At 62.9% G+C, this 16198-nt stretch carries 20 protein-coding genes; all 20 read right to left on the bottom strand.

The window, feature by feature from the left end; all coding sequences use genetic code 11:
* Nucleotides 1-57: 57 nt before the first annotated feature.
* A complete protein-coding gene (locus ASC46_RS19815; protein WP_055461020.1) occupies nt 58-2400 on the bottom strand; it encodes a phage nozzle protein in 2343 nt (780 codons plus the stop codon).
* The gene (locus ASC46_RS19810; RefSeq protein ID WP_055461019.1) at nt 2400-2999 is read right to left on the bottom strand and encodes a hypothetical protein; all 600 of its coding nucleotides are present in this window, start codon (nt 2997-2999) and stop codon (nt 2400-2402) included. The genes ASC46_RS19815 and ASC46_RS19810 overlap by 1 nt, the downstream gene beginning before the upstream one ends.
* Nucleotides 3000-3125: 126 nt before the next feature.
* A complete protein-coding gene (locus ASC46_RS19805; RefSeq protein WP_055461018.1) occupies nt 3126-4121 on the bottom strand; it encodes a major capsid protein in 996 nt (331 codons plus the stop codon).
* Between the two features lie 237 nt (nt 4122-4358).
* Nucleotides 4359-4502: a hypothetical protein gene (locus tag ASC46_RS21430; protein WP_157672361.1), complete on the bottom strand. Its 144-nt coding sequence runs from the start codon at nt 4500-4502 to the stop codon at nt 4359-4361.
* Nucleotides 4503-4521: 19 nt separating this feature from the next.
* Nucleotides 4522-5301, bottom strand: a complete 780-nt coding sequence (locus ASC46_RS19800; RefSeq protein ID WP_055461017.1) for a capsid assembly protein — start codon at nt 5299-5301, stop codon at nt 4522-4524.
* A gap of 149 nt (nt 5302-5450) precedes the next feature.
* Nucleotides 5451-6983, bottom strand: a complete 1533-nt coding sequence (locus ASC46_RS19795) for a portal protein (protein WP_210166027.1) — start codon at nt 6981-6983, stop codon at nt 5451-5453.
* A 3-nt stretch (nt 6984-6986) separates the two neighbouring features.
* The gene (locus tag ASC46_RS19790) at nt 6987-7331 is read right to left on the bottom strand and encodes a hypothetical protein (RefSeq protein ID WP_141659730.1); all 345 of its coding nucleotides are present in this window, start codon (nt 7329-7331) and stop codon (nt 6987-6989) included.
* Nucleotides 7332-7787: 456 nt separating this feature from the next.
* A complete protein-coding gene (locus ASC46_RS19775) occupies nt 7788-8045 on the bottom strand; it encodes a DUF3310 domain-containing protein (protein WP_245280636.1) in 258 nt (85 codons plus the stop codon).
* Nucleotides 8046-8131: 86 nt separating this feature from the next.
* The gene (locus ASC46_RS19770) at nt 8132-8899 is read right to left on the bottom strand and encodes a hypothetical protein (RefSeq protein ID WP_055461012.1); all 768 of its coding nucleotides are present in this window, start codon (nt 8897-8899) and stop codon (nt 8132-8134) included.
* Complete coding sequence (locus tag ASC46_RS19765; protein WP_055461011.1) at nt 8896-9090, bottom strand: hypothetical protein; 195 nt, start codon at nt 9088-9090, stop codon at nt 8896-8898. The genes ASC46_RS19770 and ASC46_RS19765 overlap by 4 nt, the downstream gene beginning before the upstream one ends.
* Nucleotides 9091-9279: 189 nt before the next feature.
* Entirely contained in the window at nt 9280-11130 is a 1851-nt protein-coding gene (locus ASC46_RS19755) for a DNA polymerase (protein WP_072249631.1), read from the bottom strand.
* A gap of 56 nt (nt 11131-11186) precedes the next feature.
* Entirely contained in the window at nt 11187-11315 is a 129-nt protein-coding gene (locus ASC46_RS21890; RefSeq protein ID WP_280949172.1) for a hypothetical protein, read from the bottom strand.
* A 29-nt stretch (nt 11316-11344) separates the two neighbouring features.
* Nucleotides 11345-13021 carry a DnaB-like helicase C-terminal domain-containing protein gene (locus ASC46_RS19750; protein WP_072249629.1) on the bottom strand — a complete coding sequence of 559 codons (1677 nt, stop codon included), beginning with the start codon at nt 13019-13021 and terminating at the stop codon, nt 11345-11347.
* Nucleotides 13022-13028: 7 nt separating this feature from the next.
* Entirely contained in the window at nt 13029-13256 is a 228-nt protein-coding gene (locus tag ASC46_RS19745) for a hypothetical protein (protein ID WP_055461008.1), read from the bottom strand.
* A gap of 7 nt (nt 13257-13263) precedes the next feature.
* Nucleotides 13264-14124 (bottom strand): prohibitin family protein, encoded by an 861-nt coding sequence (locus ASC46_RS19740; RefSeq protein ID WP_055461007.1) that lies wholly within the window; start codon nt 14122-14124, stop codon nt 13264-13266.
* Entirely contained in the window at nt 14121-14339 is a 219-nt protein-coding gene (locus tag ASC46_RS19735; RefSeq protein ID WP_055461006.1) for a hypothetical protein, read from the bottom strand. Before ASC46_RS19735 ends, ASC46_RS19740 begins: the two co-directional genes overlap by 4 nt.
* 70 nt (nt 14340-14409) lie before the next feature.
* Nucleotides 14410-14571 carry a hypothetical protein gene (locus ASC46_RS21425; RefSeq protein ID WP_157672360.1) on the bottom strand — a complete coding sequence of 54 codons (162 nt, stop codon included), beginning with the start codon at nt 14569-14571 and terminating at the stop codon, nt 14410-14412.
* 1 nt (nt 14572) lies between these two features.
* The gene (locus ASC46_RS19730) at nt 14573-15022 is read right to left on the bottom strand and encodes a helix-turn-helix domain-containing protein (protein WP_055461005.1); all 450 of its coding nucleotides are present in this window, start codon (nt 15020-15022) and stop codon (nt 14573-14575) included.
* A gap of 102 nt (nt 15023-15124) precedes the next feature.
* Nucleotides 15125-15304 carry a hypothetical protein gene (locus ASC46_RS19725; protein ID WP_055461004.1) on the bottom strand — a complete coding sequence of 60 codons (180 nt, stop codon included), beginning with the start codon at nt 15302-15304 and terminating at the stop codon, nt 15125-15127.
* Nucleotides 15304-16176, bottom strand: coding sequence for a hypothetical protein (locus ASC46_RS19720; protein WP_141659729.1), 873 nt, complete (start codon nt 16174-16176; stop codon nt 15304-15306). The genes ASC46_RS19725 and ASC46_RS19720 overlap by 1 nt, the downstream gene beginning before the upstream one ends.
* Nucleotides 16177-16198: the final 22 nt, after the last annotated feature.

Genomic DNA, 16198 nt, shown 5'->3' with positions numbered 1-16198 from the left:
GGAGGCGCGGCGCCATGTACTCGCAGTCCGCCAGCGTCGCGGGGCGGATAAGCGGCACTAGTTCATTCTCTGCGTTCGGACAGTGTAGAGGGCCTCCCAATCGAGATTGAGGAGGCGGCTCGGGAGATGCGTGTCGTTCACGATGACGATCTCCACGCCCATGTTGTTCGCCATGATGGGGAACCGGAATGACCCGGTCTCCAGCGTGGGCTCGCCGATAAGGTTCCGACCCGAGCCGACGATGCGCCCGGTGAATGGATACCGGAATGTGGGCCGGCGGAACGGCGTCACGTGAACTCTGAAATAGCCGGTGTCGGCGTAGTTCAAGAGCGCCCGGCGAAGCTGGATGCGCCCCTCTGTGTTGGCGATCTGCCCGCCTCCAGCCGCGTTAAGCCGGACCAGAAGGGGCGAGAAGGTGTACCGCAGCGCGTAGCGGACGCCGACGTAGAAGTGCGTGAGGTTTCCCTTGACGGTGAGCGTCGAGCCACTCCTTTGGAACGGCACCACGACACCCGGCCGATAGGTCGCGTCGCCCGGCCGCGAGACCAGAACGATGCTCCCATCCTCGCTCTCGGTGTAGGGAAGATCGAAAGACGTTGTCGAGCCGTCGAAGTGCAGCGACTGCACCTGCGTCTCGGTCAGACGACGGTCGAGGTGAACAACGTAGGGGAGTCCTGCATCAGCCTTGCCCGCCTCGATGTCCATGCGTTCGAGATACACGCCGTCTGACCGTTTAATGACCAGCCACAAGGTGTTCTCGATAAACTCCGCGTTGAGGATTTCGCACCCGGCGTCGAGCGTCCAGACTGACCAGCTCGACTGCACCTTCTCCTGACCTGAGTAGTAGAACTTGTAGACAAAGATTGTGTCCCTCTTCTCGGAAGAGAGCGCGATCAGAATGTCTTCGTTCGTCGAGGCGGCGAGCTTGAAGACGCCGGCAGCCACATAGCGCGGGACGTGATTGGTCACATCATTCGCGTTGTTCGTCTTAGAGACGCCGTCGAGATAATACTCGCGAACGCCAGTGAAATCGCCCTTCAGGGTGCAGAAGTAGACGAACGAGCCTGCCCCCACCGGCTTAGCCAGCGGTGAGGTTTCAAACTCCGTGACCTGATCCAGAGAGACCGTTCCGGGCGTCAGAGCCTCCGAAGCCCCGAGCATGAACTGCGTCTGATCGGAGAACAGAAGCAAGCTCTCATTGAAGGGCACCGCATGGCGCAGGATGGACACCTTGACGTGCGACGTGGCGACATCGATCGGGTCCGTATCGAGGACTTGCGTGGCAGTCTCGCGCCAGAAATTGAAGTGCGCCGACGACCGGGAAAAGATGACGGCCTCGTCCGCGATGAACCCGAGCCGGTTCCGATAGAAGAAGATGTCGTTGATCGTCTTCCCGACGAACGAGGGCTTGGGAGTCGTAGCATCCGACCCGGCCCCGCACTTGGCCCATTCGGCAGGCGCGAAGGTGAACGTGCCGTCCCCGTTGCGAACCAGAGTGTGGGGCATGGTGCCCCCGTCAAACGCGATCTTACGGCCGGGGGCCGCGATTTCCCTCCAGACACCGTCGTTCCCGCCCGTGCCGCTTGCGTCGTACTCCAGCCAGTAATTGTCGAAGACGTTCCCCGGCGCTCCGGTGATCTCGCACTGGTAGCCGTGTACGGCCCTGCCCGGCAGGTCCACATAAGACTGCGTCTGCTTGGTCACGCAGACGATGGCCGTATCGCCAATGCTGTCGCCGCTCTTGATCTCAAACGGGCCGCCGTCCTTCCGCCGCACATGCAGCGTGGAGGAATACACATCAGCCTGAAAGTCCTCGTTGGCGTTGATGAGACCGGCCATCCGAGTGGCGATGGCGTTGGTTTGGATCTCCGCCGGATCGGTTGTCGAGGTCGTGAAGGTGAACGGATCGAGCGCGTCTATCGTCACCGTGTAGGTGGCCGCGTAGGTTCCCTGACGGAAGTAGAGGATGGCCTCGTTCCCACGAGCCGGCTTGATCTCCTCCGTCATCGCGACGGCCATGTCACGGTTGAGAAAGAACGTGTAATCGGCGACCGTCACGGCCGAGAAATTACACCTCGCGCTGGACAGGTAGCCCTTTCCAGCCGGGAAGTTGACGACCTTTTCGTTGCCGGCGAGGTCGAAGACCTTGAGGTCTCCATCCACTGCGACCACAACGTACCTCTCGGTCACGTCGCGATTGATGATGTGGACGAAGGAGGCGGCGGGGAGCGCCCCCATTATCCGCGCAACGTGCTTGGTCGGGGGCCGCTTGGTCAGCCCTTCCACAACAGACGAGTAGCCGTTGACCTGGGCCTCGGCCTGAGACGCCAGCCGGAGCGCGAAGGGCTGCTGGCTGACGCCATTGATGAGGTTCGGGACGGAGCCCGAGATGACCGCCATCAGAAGACGAGCCGGCCCGGCCTGCGGTCCATGATGCGGCGGACGGCATAGCTACCGGTCAGGACATTATAGTCGCCGGTCTCCGCCTCGGCGTTCCGAAGCTGAGCGTAGGCTCGGGCCTCGTCCCTGTCATTGAAGCCGGACAGGGTTTCCGAACCGACGACACGATCCTGAAAGATGCGGCCGGCGCGAACCATGATGTAGTGCCGGGCGGCCTGCGGGATTTCCTCGAATGGTAGGAGCCGCGTGATGTTCACGATTACCGGGGATGAGAACTTGAAGGTCTGCCGGCCCTTATCCCAAAGCCGGTTGCCGCGCTGGACCACGTCAATCGTCGGGTCCGTGGCGTCCACCTGAAGCGTGTTTGCCGGAACATAAACGTCACCCGGAAGAGGGAACGTGGGGGCGAGCGTTACGCCGTGATCGGTGTTCCAGTGCCAGCCGGTGGCCTGTACCTGCCGCATGGTCTCGTGAAGGATTTGGCGGGCGATGACCGCGTCCACAACTCCGGTGTCTTCGACCGAGTTGACCGGGGCCTCGCCGATGATGCTGAGCATGGTGTTGATGGCATCAAGCTCAGTCGTCAGTGAAATAGCCATTCAGTCCCTGATGGGTGCAGTCACTGCACCGGAAGAAAAAAAGGGGAGGCCCATCGCTGGAGCCTCCCCTTCGGAAGTAGCCCCCGGGGGTGCGCTAAGAGGAAGCGTCGGGGGCTTTGTTACTGATTACGGAGCGGTCTTCGTCAGCTCGACCGCGCACTCCGGCCGCAGGATGCCGTGGCCCATCGCGTACTTGGCGACGATGAGGGTGCCCTGACGGTTGATCTGGTATTCGCCCTCAACCTGAAGGTCGAGGAGCTTAACCGTGCCTACCGCATTCGGGACCATGACGAGGCCGATGGTGTCCGCGAAGTTACCAGCGTACTTGCTGAGGGGGCGCGGGCCGACGTTCGGGGTCACGCCAGCGGGGACGTTGGGGGAGCCCGTCGGGGCCGCGATGTTCGTGGTCGGGAGGTGGTTCGACTTGACGATCTGGATGCCCGCGATGTCGAAGACCTTACCGGTGCGGATGTCACCGTTACCGGCCGTGAAGTCGCGGTGGATGGCCTTGTCGTCCAGAACCAGCTTGTAATACTGCGCCGGCTTGAAGACCGCGAAGCGGCCCTGCTCCGGGATGTCCTTCTCGTCGAGGGTCTGCGCCGCCAGATACAGCGCGTTGAGAAGCGCCGAATTGGCGTTCGTCACCATATCCGCGCCGCCGTCCAGCTTGGAGCCGCCGGGGGCGCCGGTCAGGGTCGCCGCCTCACGGGCCGCCAGAACCGCCGTCTGAAGGACGTTACGGTCAGCCGTGTTCGCCAGCGAGTAGCCGCACTCCTTCGTGTAAATCTCACGAACGTCGTAGTGGTTCTTCGCCTCGTCGATCTGAGCGATGAAGACCGGAGACACGAGGAGGTCATCGATGGTGATGATGCGCTCGCCGTGCATGATCGCCTGACCGGCAAGCTCGGTGCCCGGAACGTGGTAGTAGGAGGATGCCTTCCACGTCGCCGGGAACGAGGCCGACTTGGCGTTGGTGATGGTGCGCACCAGATGGCGCTCCATCATCACGTTGACCTCGGCGAACGCGGTCATGACCTCGCCCGAGAACTGCTTGAGGAACAGGGCGTCGTCGGCACCCGAGCCGTTTACGAGGCCAAGGCGCGACGGGGTAATGTTGGACATAAAGTCGTATTTTCCTGTGAGGGTATGGAGAAGTTGCTAGGCTTCCCACGAACGACTCTGCACTCACGAAAGATTGTCCCCCGCAGGGGGTCTAGGTTTGCGCTAGGTCTTTCTTGGTGACACCTGAATGTGCCCCTCTAAGAAGAGGCGGCAGCTTTCACTCACAGGATTGAATGCTCACCCGGCAGGGATTGCCCGCCGGGGAAGCGTACAGGTGCAGTGGCTGCACCCTCTCAGTTACTGGAGGCCGACCGAAGCCAGCGCCAGCTTGATCCAGCTCGGCACCTCAATGCCGAGATACTGGACCGCAGCGATCACACCAACGGCGACAGCCGCGATGTACCGCTTCTTCCCTTTCAGGAAGTCGAGGACCTTCTGCATGGTTTTCCTTGGGTGACTGTCAGAAAGGGGTGACTGCCAGCCGGGCCGTGACATCGGCGCGGTAGGCTTCATCCTTGCGATAGCGGGGATCGCTCATTGCCTGGATGATCTCGTGCTTGGAGCGGAAGCCCTCAACGGACCCGCTCGGAGTGCCGTTGACCAAATTCGGCTCGCGGCCGTTGGCGGCCACATAGCGGGCCTGAAGGCCGGCGATTGCCAGCGTCAGGGCCTCGCGACCGCCGGACTCAACGGTCTTGTTGAATGCCTCCAGAACCGGGCGCGGGAGATTGCTCGCCGCCCACGTCTGGATTTTTCGGAACTCCGCCTCGCCGCCGACCTCCGCGTAGACCGCGTTGATGTCCTGCTGCGCGATGGCTTCCTGCCCGCGAATGTACTCGTCCACGAACTCACGGCTCAGGCCCGCCTTGGCGAGCTTCTCGTAGCTCTCCTGCGACAGGGCGCCGGTCTTCGTGTACTCCTCGTTGAACGAGGCAATGTCGAGGCCATTGGCCGCGAGCGTCTGCTCGACGTGGGCCTCTTGAGCGGGCGTAACGGCCGGCGGCTGGTCCGGCTGCTGCTGACCGCCGAGGCGGGTCTCCAGTGCCATGTAGGAAGCGAGGAGAGCGTCAGTGCGAACCGCGCCCTTCTCGGCATCCCAAAACTTCTCCGGGACGTTCTCGGGGCGGGCGCCCGGCTGGTCCTGAGACGGGGCCGCTACGAGCGCCGGATTGGTCGGGGTCGTTTCGACCGGCCGTTCCGCCGGTGCTTCCGCTGCGGGGACGCTGATGGATGCTGTCATGCTCTCAGAAGGTTGTACGAGTGAAGCCGCCGATCTTCTCGACGGACGGGTCTCGGGTTACGGACGCGGGCGGAGCTTCCTCCGGTGCAGTGACTGCACTCGGCGAAGGGGTCTCGGCTGGAGCCTGCGGGGTTTCGTTCGGATCGGCCTTACGACGGGCCATTGCTGCTCTCCTGATTGAGGCCCGCCTTCATGACTTCCGGGCCAAGGGACTGGAGCATTGCCTGCTGCTGGGCGGCCTGCTGCTCCTGTGCCAGCTTCTCTTCGGACTTGATGATGTCCGACGTGTCGATGCTGAGCGCCACGCCGGCCCTCTCGATGAGCTTCGTCGGCTCGCCGAATTGGGCCATAGCGCCCTGCCCGAGGAGCTGGTTGACGACACTCGCGAACATGATGAGCCGGTTAAGGTCGTGCCCCCTTCCGAGCGCCTCCATGCCGGTGATGATGGAAGGCTTGACGAGGTCGGGAGGGAGCGACGGAAGGCGTCCATCCATCTCCATCTGGTGCATCAACCGACGCACAAGCGGGAGCTGGAACTCCTGCGCGAGGATGGAATAGACGCCGCCGAGGGCATCCTCCAACTCGCCCGCCATGAGCCTGATCTCTTCCGCCGTCACGCGCTCGGCGTCCCGTTGGACGGAGCTGGTAAGGAGGAACGCCTGCGCCAGCCGGAGCTGGAGCATGTTCACGGTCTCAAGGGCAACGCGGAAGTCGTTGTACTTCTCAACCTGAAGGACGCTCACATCGTCCTTGTCGCCGGAGCGGACAGCGCAGTTGGGCGCGTCGGAAATCGTCCTCTCCTTCGTGACCCCGTTGGGGTTCACAAGAAAGAGCACTTTCGCCGATGCGGCGGTCCCCTCGACGATGGCGCGAGTGAGCCCCTCAAGCGAGCGGAGGTCGCCGATGTATTCCTCGACGTGGCCCCGGCCGTAATCCTCTCCATCGATCTTGGCCCATCGAAGGGCCAGGAACGGAGACTTCTCGATAGGCCACTCGCCATCAGAACCGGGGACCTTTTTGTCCCGGCACTCCTGATGGACGAGGTATCGGTCCCCCTTGCGCTTCACCCATGTGTAGAGGTCTACGGTGTCGTGGGAGCCTCGCGAGGTTTCCCCGATCCGCTCCCGCAATTCATCAGGCAGGGCGAGCGGTGAAATCTTCTCGTGGATGACGATCTCGATAACGTTGCCGGAGGGGTCGCGCTTCACCACGTAGCGGTCGAGACGGAAGACCCGAAGGCCCCCGTCTGGGCGGACATAGAGAAGAACGTTGCCGGCCACGAGGAGTTGCTTGAGGGCCTCGAAGGCGGACACCCTGACGGCCCCGCTCTCGATCTCGGTCTGCACCTCTCGCTCGATCTGGCCGAGGGCGCTCTCGATCTCAGTCCTCATCTCGGCCGAGCCGGTGAGCTGGGCCATCGCGGCATCGCTTACCATCAAACGGAAGAACGCCTGATTGGGCGGCATCAAAGCCAGAATGAGCTTGGACGAGAGATTGTTGAGACCACGGGCGCCCATACCTTGAAACGGTGTGGGCAGGTCGTTTGCCGCGCCGTGCCCGCCTCGGGGCATCAGGCTCGGAATGGTCAGCTCGGCGCAGTCCCTCGCCCTTTCGAGGTACGGGCTGCGCATCGTCTGGAGCTGAGCATAGCGACCTGCCGCAGTGGTTGCGGCCTTCGCCAAGCGTCAGCCTCGCGGCACGTTTAGGCCGGTCGAGCCCGCCGTCTGCGGGGCGTTGAGGTCGATCCGAAGGCCGGCTCGACCCTTCTTGCGACTGTCGATCAGGCCCTGAGCATCACCGCCGCCTCCGGTCACGATGACGGCCGGGGCGGATGGGGTCGGCGGAGGCGGACGGCTGGCGAGCGCTTCGGCCCGCTCGTTGGCCTGCTTGATGTACTCGGCCTGTTCCTTCTGGAACTTGAGCTGCTCTTCCTGAAGAGCCATGGCCTGCTGCTGAATGGCCCTCTGCTCTTCCTGATACCGGGCAGCCTCGGCGCGAGCTTGCTCGGCTTCGGCGGCGGCCTGCATCATCTGGAGGCGAGCGGCTCGACCGCTCATTTTACACAAGGATTGGGTTCTCCAATATGTTGTCGTTCTGGTCCGCCAATTCTCGGATCAAGAGGCGGACAACCTCGCGCTGGCCGACTCGGCGCCAAATTTCGCGGTCGCTCCATTCGGCGCTGGGGCACCTTTCAGGGAACCGTTGGTCCAGCGCTTCAATCAGTTCTTGGGACAGCGGAGGGAATGGTCGAAGCTCGGCCATGTGTCCTATGGCTATAAGTGGGGGTTAATCGGCCGGGGCTAGCTCGCCGATCGGCTCATCGAAAAGGTAGACGTAGGCGGGCCTCACGCGGTCGCGCTGGTCGTTCGGGAGGTCCGCGAACGCCGCCTCAACGTCGGGGTAGAATTTCGCAAAGCCGATGTAGTTGGACCAGCCGCCGCGACACAGTCCTGTAGTGGCGCGGAACCGCCCGGTCTCCTTATGGATCAGGACGACGCACACTTGGTTCGCCGAGCCTTCTCGCGCTGGGCGAAGAAGATGATCTTGTTAAGGTCATAGTCGGCGGACGTGCCGTCCTTCTCCCCGAGCCGGTAGCACGCCTTGAAGATGTTCCCGATGGCGAAGTTCATGTTCTTCGCCTCGATCACATCCTGAAGGTCCTTCGCCCCTTCGGGTAGCTTGTAGTAGCTCGTCGATCCGCCGTCAGAAGTCGTCTTCGGTGCAGTCGCTGCACCTCTGTACATCTTCCGGTTAACCGGCGAGCACATGAGCGCCTCTCGCGTGTCTGCGCATTCGCGGTTAACGCGCTTGCCGCAATAAGTGCATTCCTTCAGGGCGTCCAAAGGATGGGCCTCTTGTTCTTGTAGTCGTAGTCTGTGTGGCGGAGGATGCGGGCGCAGCGGGCCTGAATGATCGCGTCGTCCTCGTTCTGCCCGGCGGCCTCATAGGCTTCGGCCACGGCCCGCCAAGCGAGCGCGAACGGGACCTGCGCGAACTCCTCCGGGGTGCCGAGGATCGCGTCGGCTTTCTTTGGTCCCACGCCGGGGCATCCCTTGTAGCCGTCCGTCGTGTCCCCGGTGAGGGTCTGATGGAGGAACCAGTAGTCCGCCTCGGACCCGCTGATCTCCACGATCTCCGCGTCCTCTGTGCCCCACCTGATGTAAGGGCCAGGTATCGTCTTCATGTCCTTGTCGATGGACACGATGACCTTCTCACCCTTGATGAGCTTAGGGTGCGTGGCGAGGATGCCCATGCAGTCGTCGCCCTCAAGCGTCGGCTTGAAGTAGGCCCCGCGCTCGTCAACGAGGTACTGCTTGAAGGGCTTCAGGAGGAGCGGCTTCTTCACGCTCTTCCGGTTCCCCTTGTAATCGGGATGAACGCCGAGCCTGAAGTTGCCCTCGCTATCCGTCACGCACAGACGGTAATCGGTCCCGTCCAGCGTCTGGATGATTTCCTCAAGTTTTGCGTCGAAGGTCCGTTCGACCTCCGACCACTCACAGTGCCACGTCCAGTAGCCGGGCTCCCACTCGACAGCCTTTTCCGCCACCGACGCGGCCTGATAGGCGAGCACGTCGGCGTCGATCAGGAGGGTTCTCACGCCGGCTTCACCACCGCGAGCTTGTAATGCGAGATGAGGTAGTGACGCCCGCGACCATCATCGAGCCGAACCATCTTCGGGGTGAACCCAATGACGGTCGCCGGGATGAGGTCGTAACGGTTTCGGTATGGCTGGATGCAGGCGGCCACGGTTTGGCCCACCTCCAGCGTAACGCCGAAGATGTCCTTCATTCGGTGTCCTTCTCCGGGGCAAGCGATGCCAGCCCCTTGGCTGTTACCCGCCAGAGGTGCCCAAACAGGTCTCGATCAACCTGCGTAGTGATGAGCCCGAGGGAAGCCGCAGCGGCCACCCAATCGGCCTCGTGGCGGGCGTAGTTGGATTTGGTTGAGAACGGGCTGAGCCAAGCCTGCCGGACCACGTCAGTGAGTCTCGGCCCAATTGCGGCCGTACCCTGCGTTTCCGTTAAGGGGACAACCGAAGTTGAAGTGCTCGCCGGCCCGTACAATTGCAGTGACTGCACGTTCTCCGATGTCATGTGCTATGTCGTCGTCGGCCTCGATCTGCCACTCGTCGTGAACATTGGCGACGAACTCATAGTGAATGCCGGGGATGTACCCTGCGGCTTGAAGGTCTCGATCAAGGATGACAAGAGCCTTCTTCATCAGCACCGCGCCGGCAGACTGAAGCAACGTGTTGAACGCAGAGTGCGCCGAGCGCACCCGCAACTGGCGACCGTCGAGGCCCTTGAGATAGCCCTTCTTGGCAACCTTCTCTTGGACCTTCTCGATGATCTTCCCGAGGGCCGGCAGGTTCTTCATGAACCGGGCGCGGGAGCGCTTGCCCCATGCCATCTCCTGCCCCGAAGGAGCATTCAGGATGGTCCCGAGCTTGAAGTCGCCCGCCCCGTAGATGAAGGCGTAGAACCAGACTTTTGCGGCATCACGCGAGCACCCCAACGCCTTCGCGTTGACGGTGTGCATGTCCGTCCCAAGCTCTTTCTTACCCTCAAGGACGGTCGCGATGTACGCACCGCCGTCGTAGCGGGCCATGTAGCCGGCCAGACAGCGCAGCTCCAGAGCGTCCGCGTCGCAACCCACGAGGGTCTTGCCCGGCGGAACGATGAAGCACTCCCGGCTGTCCCTGCCGTATGGCATGGGCTTGCCGGTCTTCTTGTCGGTGAGGCCGGGGACTTGGGCCATGTTCGGTTTGGAGTGGGTCATGCGACCCGTCACCGCGCCGTTCGTCGTCACCCTGCCGTGGATGCGCCCGTCAGAACCGACGCGCTTGAGCCACGCCTCCTTGCCGGTGGCGAGCTGGCCCATCCGCTTCTCGACCATGAGATATTCGGAAAGGACCCGCGCCTCCTCGTAAGGGAGCGAGGACAGGACCTCTTCGTCTACGGTCGGTTTGCCGTCTTTGCCGAACTCCTGCGGATCCCATCCGTGCTTGGCGATCAGCCGCTGCGCGATATGGTCTCGGCTCGTCGGCTTGAAGTGGACCGTCTTGCGCTTCGTGAAGGGAACGCCCTTGACGTATCCGCGCGGACGGTTGTTCGCCTTCGGGATGAAGACGGTCTCGACCTCCCAAGGCGGGAAGGCTTCCTGAAGGGCGGCCTCCAGCTCGACCTTTCGCTGGACCAAGTCGGCGTAATAGCGGGCCGCGCGTTTCTCATCGAAGAGGAACCCGTACCGCTCCTGCCGGGAGATGATCCATGCAACGTCGTGCTCAAGCTCAATGGACTCTTCGGCCCATTCCTTGGCGGTGAGCCGCTGCCAGAGCGAGAACGTGACCGACACGTCCTGCTCGCAGTATTCCTGCATGGTCTCGGACCACGCATCCCAAGGGCCTTTGTAGTCGCCCTTGTAGTTCCCGAGCCGGTAGCCGAACGCTTCAAGCGAATAGGCGCCCCATAGCTTGCCCGGCAGGGTTCCCGCTTTGACGTGCTTGGTGTCAATGTCCTTGATGACATCGCCCGGCCAGATGAGACGGGCCATGACGATGGTGTCGCGGACGACGCCACGCGGCCGGAACCAAGGGTAGACCTTGATGAGCGCGGGGATGTCGAAGTTGATGATGTTGTGGCCGGCGATCAGCTCGGCCCCGGCCAACTTGCGGACCCCCTCCTCCAGCCTGCGGAGGTTCTCGGGGTCGCCGTCGTTCCGGTATGAAAAGACCTCCCCCGTGTCGATGTCCTTTAGGACCAGACAGTGGACGCGCGTTAGCTCGTCTAGGAGGCCATCGGTTTCGATGTCGAAGATAAAGCGTGCCAAGCGTCCATCACGGGGACGCCCGATAGGTGCAGTGACTACACCTGACGGTGCGTCACTTAGCGGGTGGTCAGAACGATCTCGGCCATGTCAGTCGCCAGCCGAGCCCAATACAGGCCCTCGCTGGCGGTGGTGCAGGCGGCGAGCGCGAGCGCCGCGAGAGCGGCAAAGAGAAGCCTACGGTTCATTGGATAGTTCCGTTTGTGGGACCGTTAGGTCAAAAGGGGTCGTCCCCGTCGTCCGACGTGGTGTCCCCCGTCAGGAACTCCGGGCGGCACTCAGACAATCGCCCGGTCTCCCTGTCGAAGAGGAGATGCGTTGCGATGCCGGTCTCGCCGGAGAAGCGGTTCTTCAGGACGCGGACGGTGGTGATGTCCTTCGTCTTCTCGTCCTGCTGGTTACGCTCCAGCCCGAGGACCATGTCCGAAAGCTGGGCGATGGAGTGCGAGCCGCGAAGCTGCGACAGAGAAGTCTCCGCCCCCTGCTCGTGGCCCTTGTCGCCAGCCGGGCGGCGTAGGTGCGAGACCATGATGAGGCAGACGCCGGTCTCCTGCACGAGGGTGCGAAGTTTGGTCATAGCCACGTCAATGGCCTTGCGTTCGTCGCCATCGTCCAGCCCCGACACCACAATGGAGAGGTGGTCGAGAATGATGTAGCGACAGCCGCAGCCGGCCGCGAGATAGCGAATGCGGTTGAGGAGGTTGTCCACCTCAGTGGACCCGAAGTGGTCGTAGAGGTACACCCTCCCCGACCCTAGCGTGGCCTCATAGGCCCGCTTTCGGGCTTCCTGATCGGCGGCGTCGAGGGCGCTCCAAGGCGTCAGGTCGAGATGGATCGGGCGGTTAAGCTCAATCGACATCAGACCCTTGGCGGTGCGCTTCACGCTCTCTTCAAGCATGAGCATACCGACCGTCTCGCCGGAGCGGACAAGGTGATGGGCAACCTCGCGGACAACCGCAGATTTGCCGACGCCGGAGCCTGCGGTGATCGTCACCAGCTCCGCGCCGCGCAACCCGTGCGTGATGCGGTTGAGGCCCTCCCAAGGATACTCGGCAGCCTCCACGGCGGCATCGTCTGTGACGATTGCCTCCCACATCTCGGCGCCGTTGAGGACCCCGTCAGGGCGGTGGACCTTGGCCCCCCAAATCGCGTCGATGACCTCCCCGCCCTTGCCGGCCTGCATGGCCTCGCTCGCGTCCTTGAAGGTGGACATGCGGGCAACTTTGCAGCGGCCGGGCGGGAACAGAGGGGCGCACTCTTCGGTGGCCTTGCGACCCTCCTCATCATTGTCGAAGAAGAGGACGATCTCATCGAACCCGAGAAGGTACTGAAGGTTCTTCTGGAGGGACTTCTTGGCACCCTGCGCCCCGTTCGGGACGGAGACAACGGGCCATTTGTTGTCCTGAAGCTGGGACACCGTCAGGGCATCAATCTCACCCTCGGTGATGACGATGCGCTTGCCCTTGTCGCGCCACAGGTGCTGCCCGAAGAGCCCGGCTTCCTTCAGCTTGCCGACGACGGTGAAGTCTTTGTTGGGGAAGCGTAGCTTCTGAGCTACGACCTCCGCGCCGTCCGGGCTCCAGTAGTCGGCGATCTGGACCTTGTGCCCGTTGAAGTCGCCGACCCGGTAGCCCCACTTGCGGCATGTGTCTTCGGTGATCCGGCGCTTACCCAATGCCTGGGTTTCGCCGGACACAAAGTCGGCCATTCTTCGCGGCCTGCCTTTCGCGTTACTGTCCATGTTCGATGTCTCGCCATTCGCGGGCGTATAGGCGCCGCAGGCGAAACAATACTGGTGCCCGTCGCTGTAGAGGGAGTTTGCGTCACTCGATCCACAGGACGGGCACGGGATGTGCTGGAGGAACTCACTGTCCTCCGGCTCTTCACAAGACATCAGTCTCCTACATGGGGTGAACAGAAGCGAGCTGGACCGCCGCCTTGAACTCGCCGACCACCTGCACAATCAGGTAGGTGGCACCGTCGATCTTCCCCTTGCTGGCCTTGAGTTGGGCCTCGGCATATTCGTAAGCCACATAGCTTTCGGACGCCCCCACGATGGTGAGGGCTCCGTTGTCCATGCGGGCCACGAAGTAGTTCCCGAGGCGCGTGTTTGGGGTGTGCAGCTTCATGGTGGAGTCACTGCACCTGCTTACCGAGCGAGAGCATTGGCAGGGCCGAGCCGGGAACCATGGTGGCGGGCAACTTGCCGTCCCACCGCTCCGCCTGCACGAGCCCGACGAGCGACGGGTTATCCCGTAGCGCCTCGCCCCGAGCCCGGATGGCGGTCGCCTCGGCGGCGCCCTTCAGCTTGACTGCCTCGGCTTCCGCCTCAGCCATCGCGCGGACGGCCTTTGCCTTGGCTGCGGCCTGCGTCTCGACGATACCGGCCTGCACCTTTTCGCGCTCGGCGTTCTGGCGCAGCTTCTGTACCTCCACCTCCGCGAGCATCCGCTGCTCGACGGACGCCTCGTAAGCATCCGAGAAGTCGATGTTCTCGATCTGGACACCCTCGATGGTGACGAACTCGCCGGCCGCATCCGCGATGGCAGCCCGCACCTCGCTATTGAGGCGGTCCCGCTCCTGCACAGCCATGACGGCAGTGAAGCGCCCGAAGACCGTCTTGGTCTCGGCCAGCACACGTGGGGTGATGAGGCGGGCGACGAGGCCCTCCTCACCGCCGAAGCGCGTGTAGATCTCCTGAACCTTGTCGGGTGACAGGCGATAGTTGACCGACAGGGTCATGTCTGCCGGCTGCTGGTCGCGGCTGTAGCCTTGAACCTTCTTGTAGCCGGCGTAGCGGGTCTGGACGGAGACCTTCTCGACACCGTCGATGAACGGGAGCTTGAACCCGAGGCCCGGATTGGCGGTGCCGATCACGGCCCCATTACGGGTGAGCACACCACGTTCACCCTCCCCGACCGTGTACCATGAGCCGAAGAGGGTCGAGATGCCGAACAGGCCGGCGACAACACCAACTGCGATGACGGGAGCCTTCACGACACGAACTCCTTGATGCGAGCCGAGACGCGCAGCGCCTGCTCATTCTCCGATTTGAGGGTTGCGGCCTCAGCCCGGAGGTCGAGGATCGCGCATTCGTTGGCGCTGATCTGATCGCTGTTGCGATTGATGAGGGCATCAAGATCAGCAAGGGTCTTATTGAAGGTGCCGAGGATGGACCCGAGGGTCTTCGGCTTCTTGAGGGGGTTCTTCATGCGAGGATCACCAGAATGAGAATGCCGAAGGAGATGGCGAGAAACGCCATGTCGTGGCGAGCGGCCGGACTCACAGGCCGAGCCGCCGCTTGGCGATCTTCCGGTGCCCCTTGGTCGGGTGCAGGAAGATCATGTGGGTGGCCGTCTCGTTGATGAGGCGGTAGCGCGGGGCTACCAGCGCGTTCCACTGACGGGTGCGGAAGTCGATGAGGAACTGGTGAAGTGACTGCACTTCAGTCCTCCACCCGCTCGATCTCAGTCGCCCTCACGGGCCACGGCTCGCTGTCTCCGTCGAGGAGAACCTCGAAAGGGAACGTGTAGTGGGCCGGGCGGACTCGGATGACTTTGCCCATGCGGCCCACGTCTTCCTCGTCCGGGAAGCCTTCCCTGACGCGGACCCGGTCGCCGACCTTGAACGGCTCAGGAGCGGGCGCAGGAGGGACCGCCTCGCTGTCGATGGAATAGCGGGTGTACTTGCGCTTGTGGATCGGGTGCACGCGCTGCTCCCGCTTGACCACGAAGCCGGCCTCCTCGATGTCGCAGATGCGCCGGGCGAGGGTTGCCGAGGTGATGCCGTAATCGGCCATCGCTTCGCGGGCCGAGATGCTGCCCGCCTTGACCATGTGGTCGTGGATTTTGCGGGCCTGCGGGGACAGGTTGAGGAGCGCTGCAAGAGCGGACATTGGTCTTTCCTTTCCGGTGGATGCTTAAGAGCTGAAAAGACGAAGCCCCCGGCGGGACTGCCGAGGGCTGCGAAGGGTCACGATTGGTGGAGGGCTGGGTGGCTAGACGAAGAGCCCGAGCACGGCCCCGAGCGGGGCAATGAAGACGCCGACGATGCGGGCGATGAAGAGTGCCGTGACTGCACCGTCAAGCATCCCGACAAGGGCGATGATGTTCATCACCCATCCGACGAGCGCTGTTAGGACAATGACAAGCCACGCGAGGACGAGGACTGCCGGCATCACGCCACCTTCACGACCTGCGCCATCGGCATGACCGGAAGGGCAGCGCGAGCGGTCGTCAGATGGGTGAACGAGTAGACTCGGAAGTCCACGCCACGCATCTGCTCGGCAAGGCGCTTGGCCTCGGCTTCTGCCGACGCGCGGTTCGGATGGATGTACGGGTTTGCCGCCGCCTCCAGCTTACCGAACTCAGACACGCGCACCACGATTGCCGGGCCGTCCGCCTTCTCGATGCGCTCGATTAGCTCGACATTGTCAGCCCAAACGGCGCCGCCTTCTCGGAGGTAGGTGATGCCGCCTCGCACGTGGCTAACGGTGCCGACCTTGTCGCGTCCAGTGTACGCCGGATGGCCGTACCGCCAGTCCGAGCCCCTGATCTTGTCGCCGGGGAGCACCTTCACGGGAGGAGCCTTCGGGCCGATGGCGACCTCAGCGGACGGAATGTTGTCGTCCTTCCACACCGCCACGAGGTCGAACGGATCGGCCCTGCGGTCGTAACGGAAGGTGCCGTCAGCCCGCCACGCTTTCCCGAGACCGGTGCCGGGAACGTCATGCGTAACGTAGAACTCCCATTCGCCACCGAAGAGGAGCCCGTTATTCGCAATCATCGGGCCGATCTTCTGCCCGTTGCGGGCGCGGTAGGTCTCCCCTTCCTTGATGCGGAGGGTGTCCCCGACCTTCTCGAAACGAGCGTGGAGCCAGCGGCGCGGAACGCCCTTCAGCGCAACAGTCGTCGGGCCTACCTCAGTGACAACATAGGTGTCCCCGTGCTTTCCGCCGGAATAGCTGAGAAACATGCTCTCGGTCAGATAGCCCTTGACCGCGCCGGGGAGATGCCGGACGACATCGCCGGCCTTGAACTTCATAGCCATCTATTCTCTTCCTTCTCAGTGA

It is taken from the genome of Chelatococcus sambhunathii (assembly GCF_001418005.1).
In the GTDB taxonomy this organism is placed as follows: domain Bacteria; phylum Pseudomonadota; class Alphaproteobacteria; order Rhizobiales; family Beijerinckiaceae; genus Chelatococcus_A; species Chelatococcus_A sambhunathii.
Note: the sequence above shows the minus strand (reverse complement) of the source record. Positions and strands in the feature narration are given on the sequence as shown.

Bases quoted from the DNA above. Each gene is read 5' to 3' on its own strand.
- ASC46_RS19725 (WP_055461004.1), bottom strand. From the start codon at position 15,304: ATGCCGGCAGTCCTCGTCCTCGCGTGGCTTGTCATTGTCCTAACAGCG.
- ASC46_RS19750 (WP_072249629.1), bottom strand. From the start codon at position 13,021: ATGTCTTGTGAAGAGCCGGAGGACAGTGAGTTCCTCCAGCACATCCCG.
- ASC46_RS19800 (WP_055461017.1), bottom strand. From the start codon at position 5,301: ATGACAGCATCCATCAGCGTCCCCGCAGCGGAAGCACCGGCGGAACGG.
- ASC46_RS21890 (WP_280949172.1), bottom strand. From the start codon at position 11,315: ATGAACCGTAGGCTTCTCTTTGCCGCTCTCGCGGCGCTCGCGCTCGCC.
- ASC46_RS19775 (WP_245280636.1), bottom strand. From the start codon at position 8,045: ATGTACAGAGGTGCAGCGACTGCACCGAAGACGACTTCTGACGGCGGA.
- ASC46_RS19790 (WP_141659730.1), bottom strand. From the start codon at position 7,331: ATGATGCAGGCCGCCGCCGAAGCCGAGCAAGCTCGCGCCGAGGCTGCC.
- ASC46_RS19765 (WP_055461011.1), bottom strand. From the start codon at position 9,090: ATGAAGGACATCTTCGGCGTTACGCTGGAGGTGGGCCAAACCGTGGCC.
- ASC46_RS19805 (WP_055461018.1), bottom strand. From the start codon at position 4,121: ATGTCCAACATTACCCCGTCGCGCCTTGGCCTCGTAAACGGCTCGGGT.
- ASC46_RS19810 (WP_055461019.1), bottom strand. From the start codon at position 2,999: ATGGCTATTTCACTGACGACTGAGCTTGATGCCATCAACACCATGCTC.
- ASC46_RS19720 (WP_141659729.1), bottom strand. From the start codon at position 16,176: ATGGCTATGAAGTTCAAGGCCGGCGATGTCGTCCGGCATCTCCCCGGC.
- ASC46_RS19815 (WP_055461020.1), bottom strand. From the start codon at position 2,400: ATGGCGGTCATCTCGGGCTCCGTCCCGAACCTCATCAATGGCGTCAGC.
- ASC46_RS21430 (WP_157672361.1), bottom strand. From the start codon at position 4,502: ATGCAGAAGGTCCTCGACTTCCTGAAAGGGAAGAAGCGGTACATCGCG.
- ASC46_RS19730 (WP_055461005.1), bottom strand. From the start codon at position 15,022: ATGTCCGCTCTTGCAGCGCTCCTCAACCTGTCCCCGCAGGCCCGCAAA.
- ASC46_RS19735 (WP_055461006.1), bottom strand. From the start codon at position 14,339: ATGAAGAACCCCCTCAAGAAGCCGAAGACCCTCGGGTCCATCCTCGGC.
- ASC46_RS19745 (WP_055461008.1), bottom strand. From the start codon at position 13,256: ATGAAGCTGCACACCCCAAACACGCGCCTCGGGAACTACTTCGTGGCC.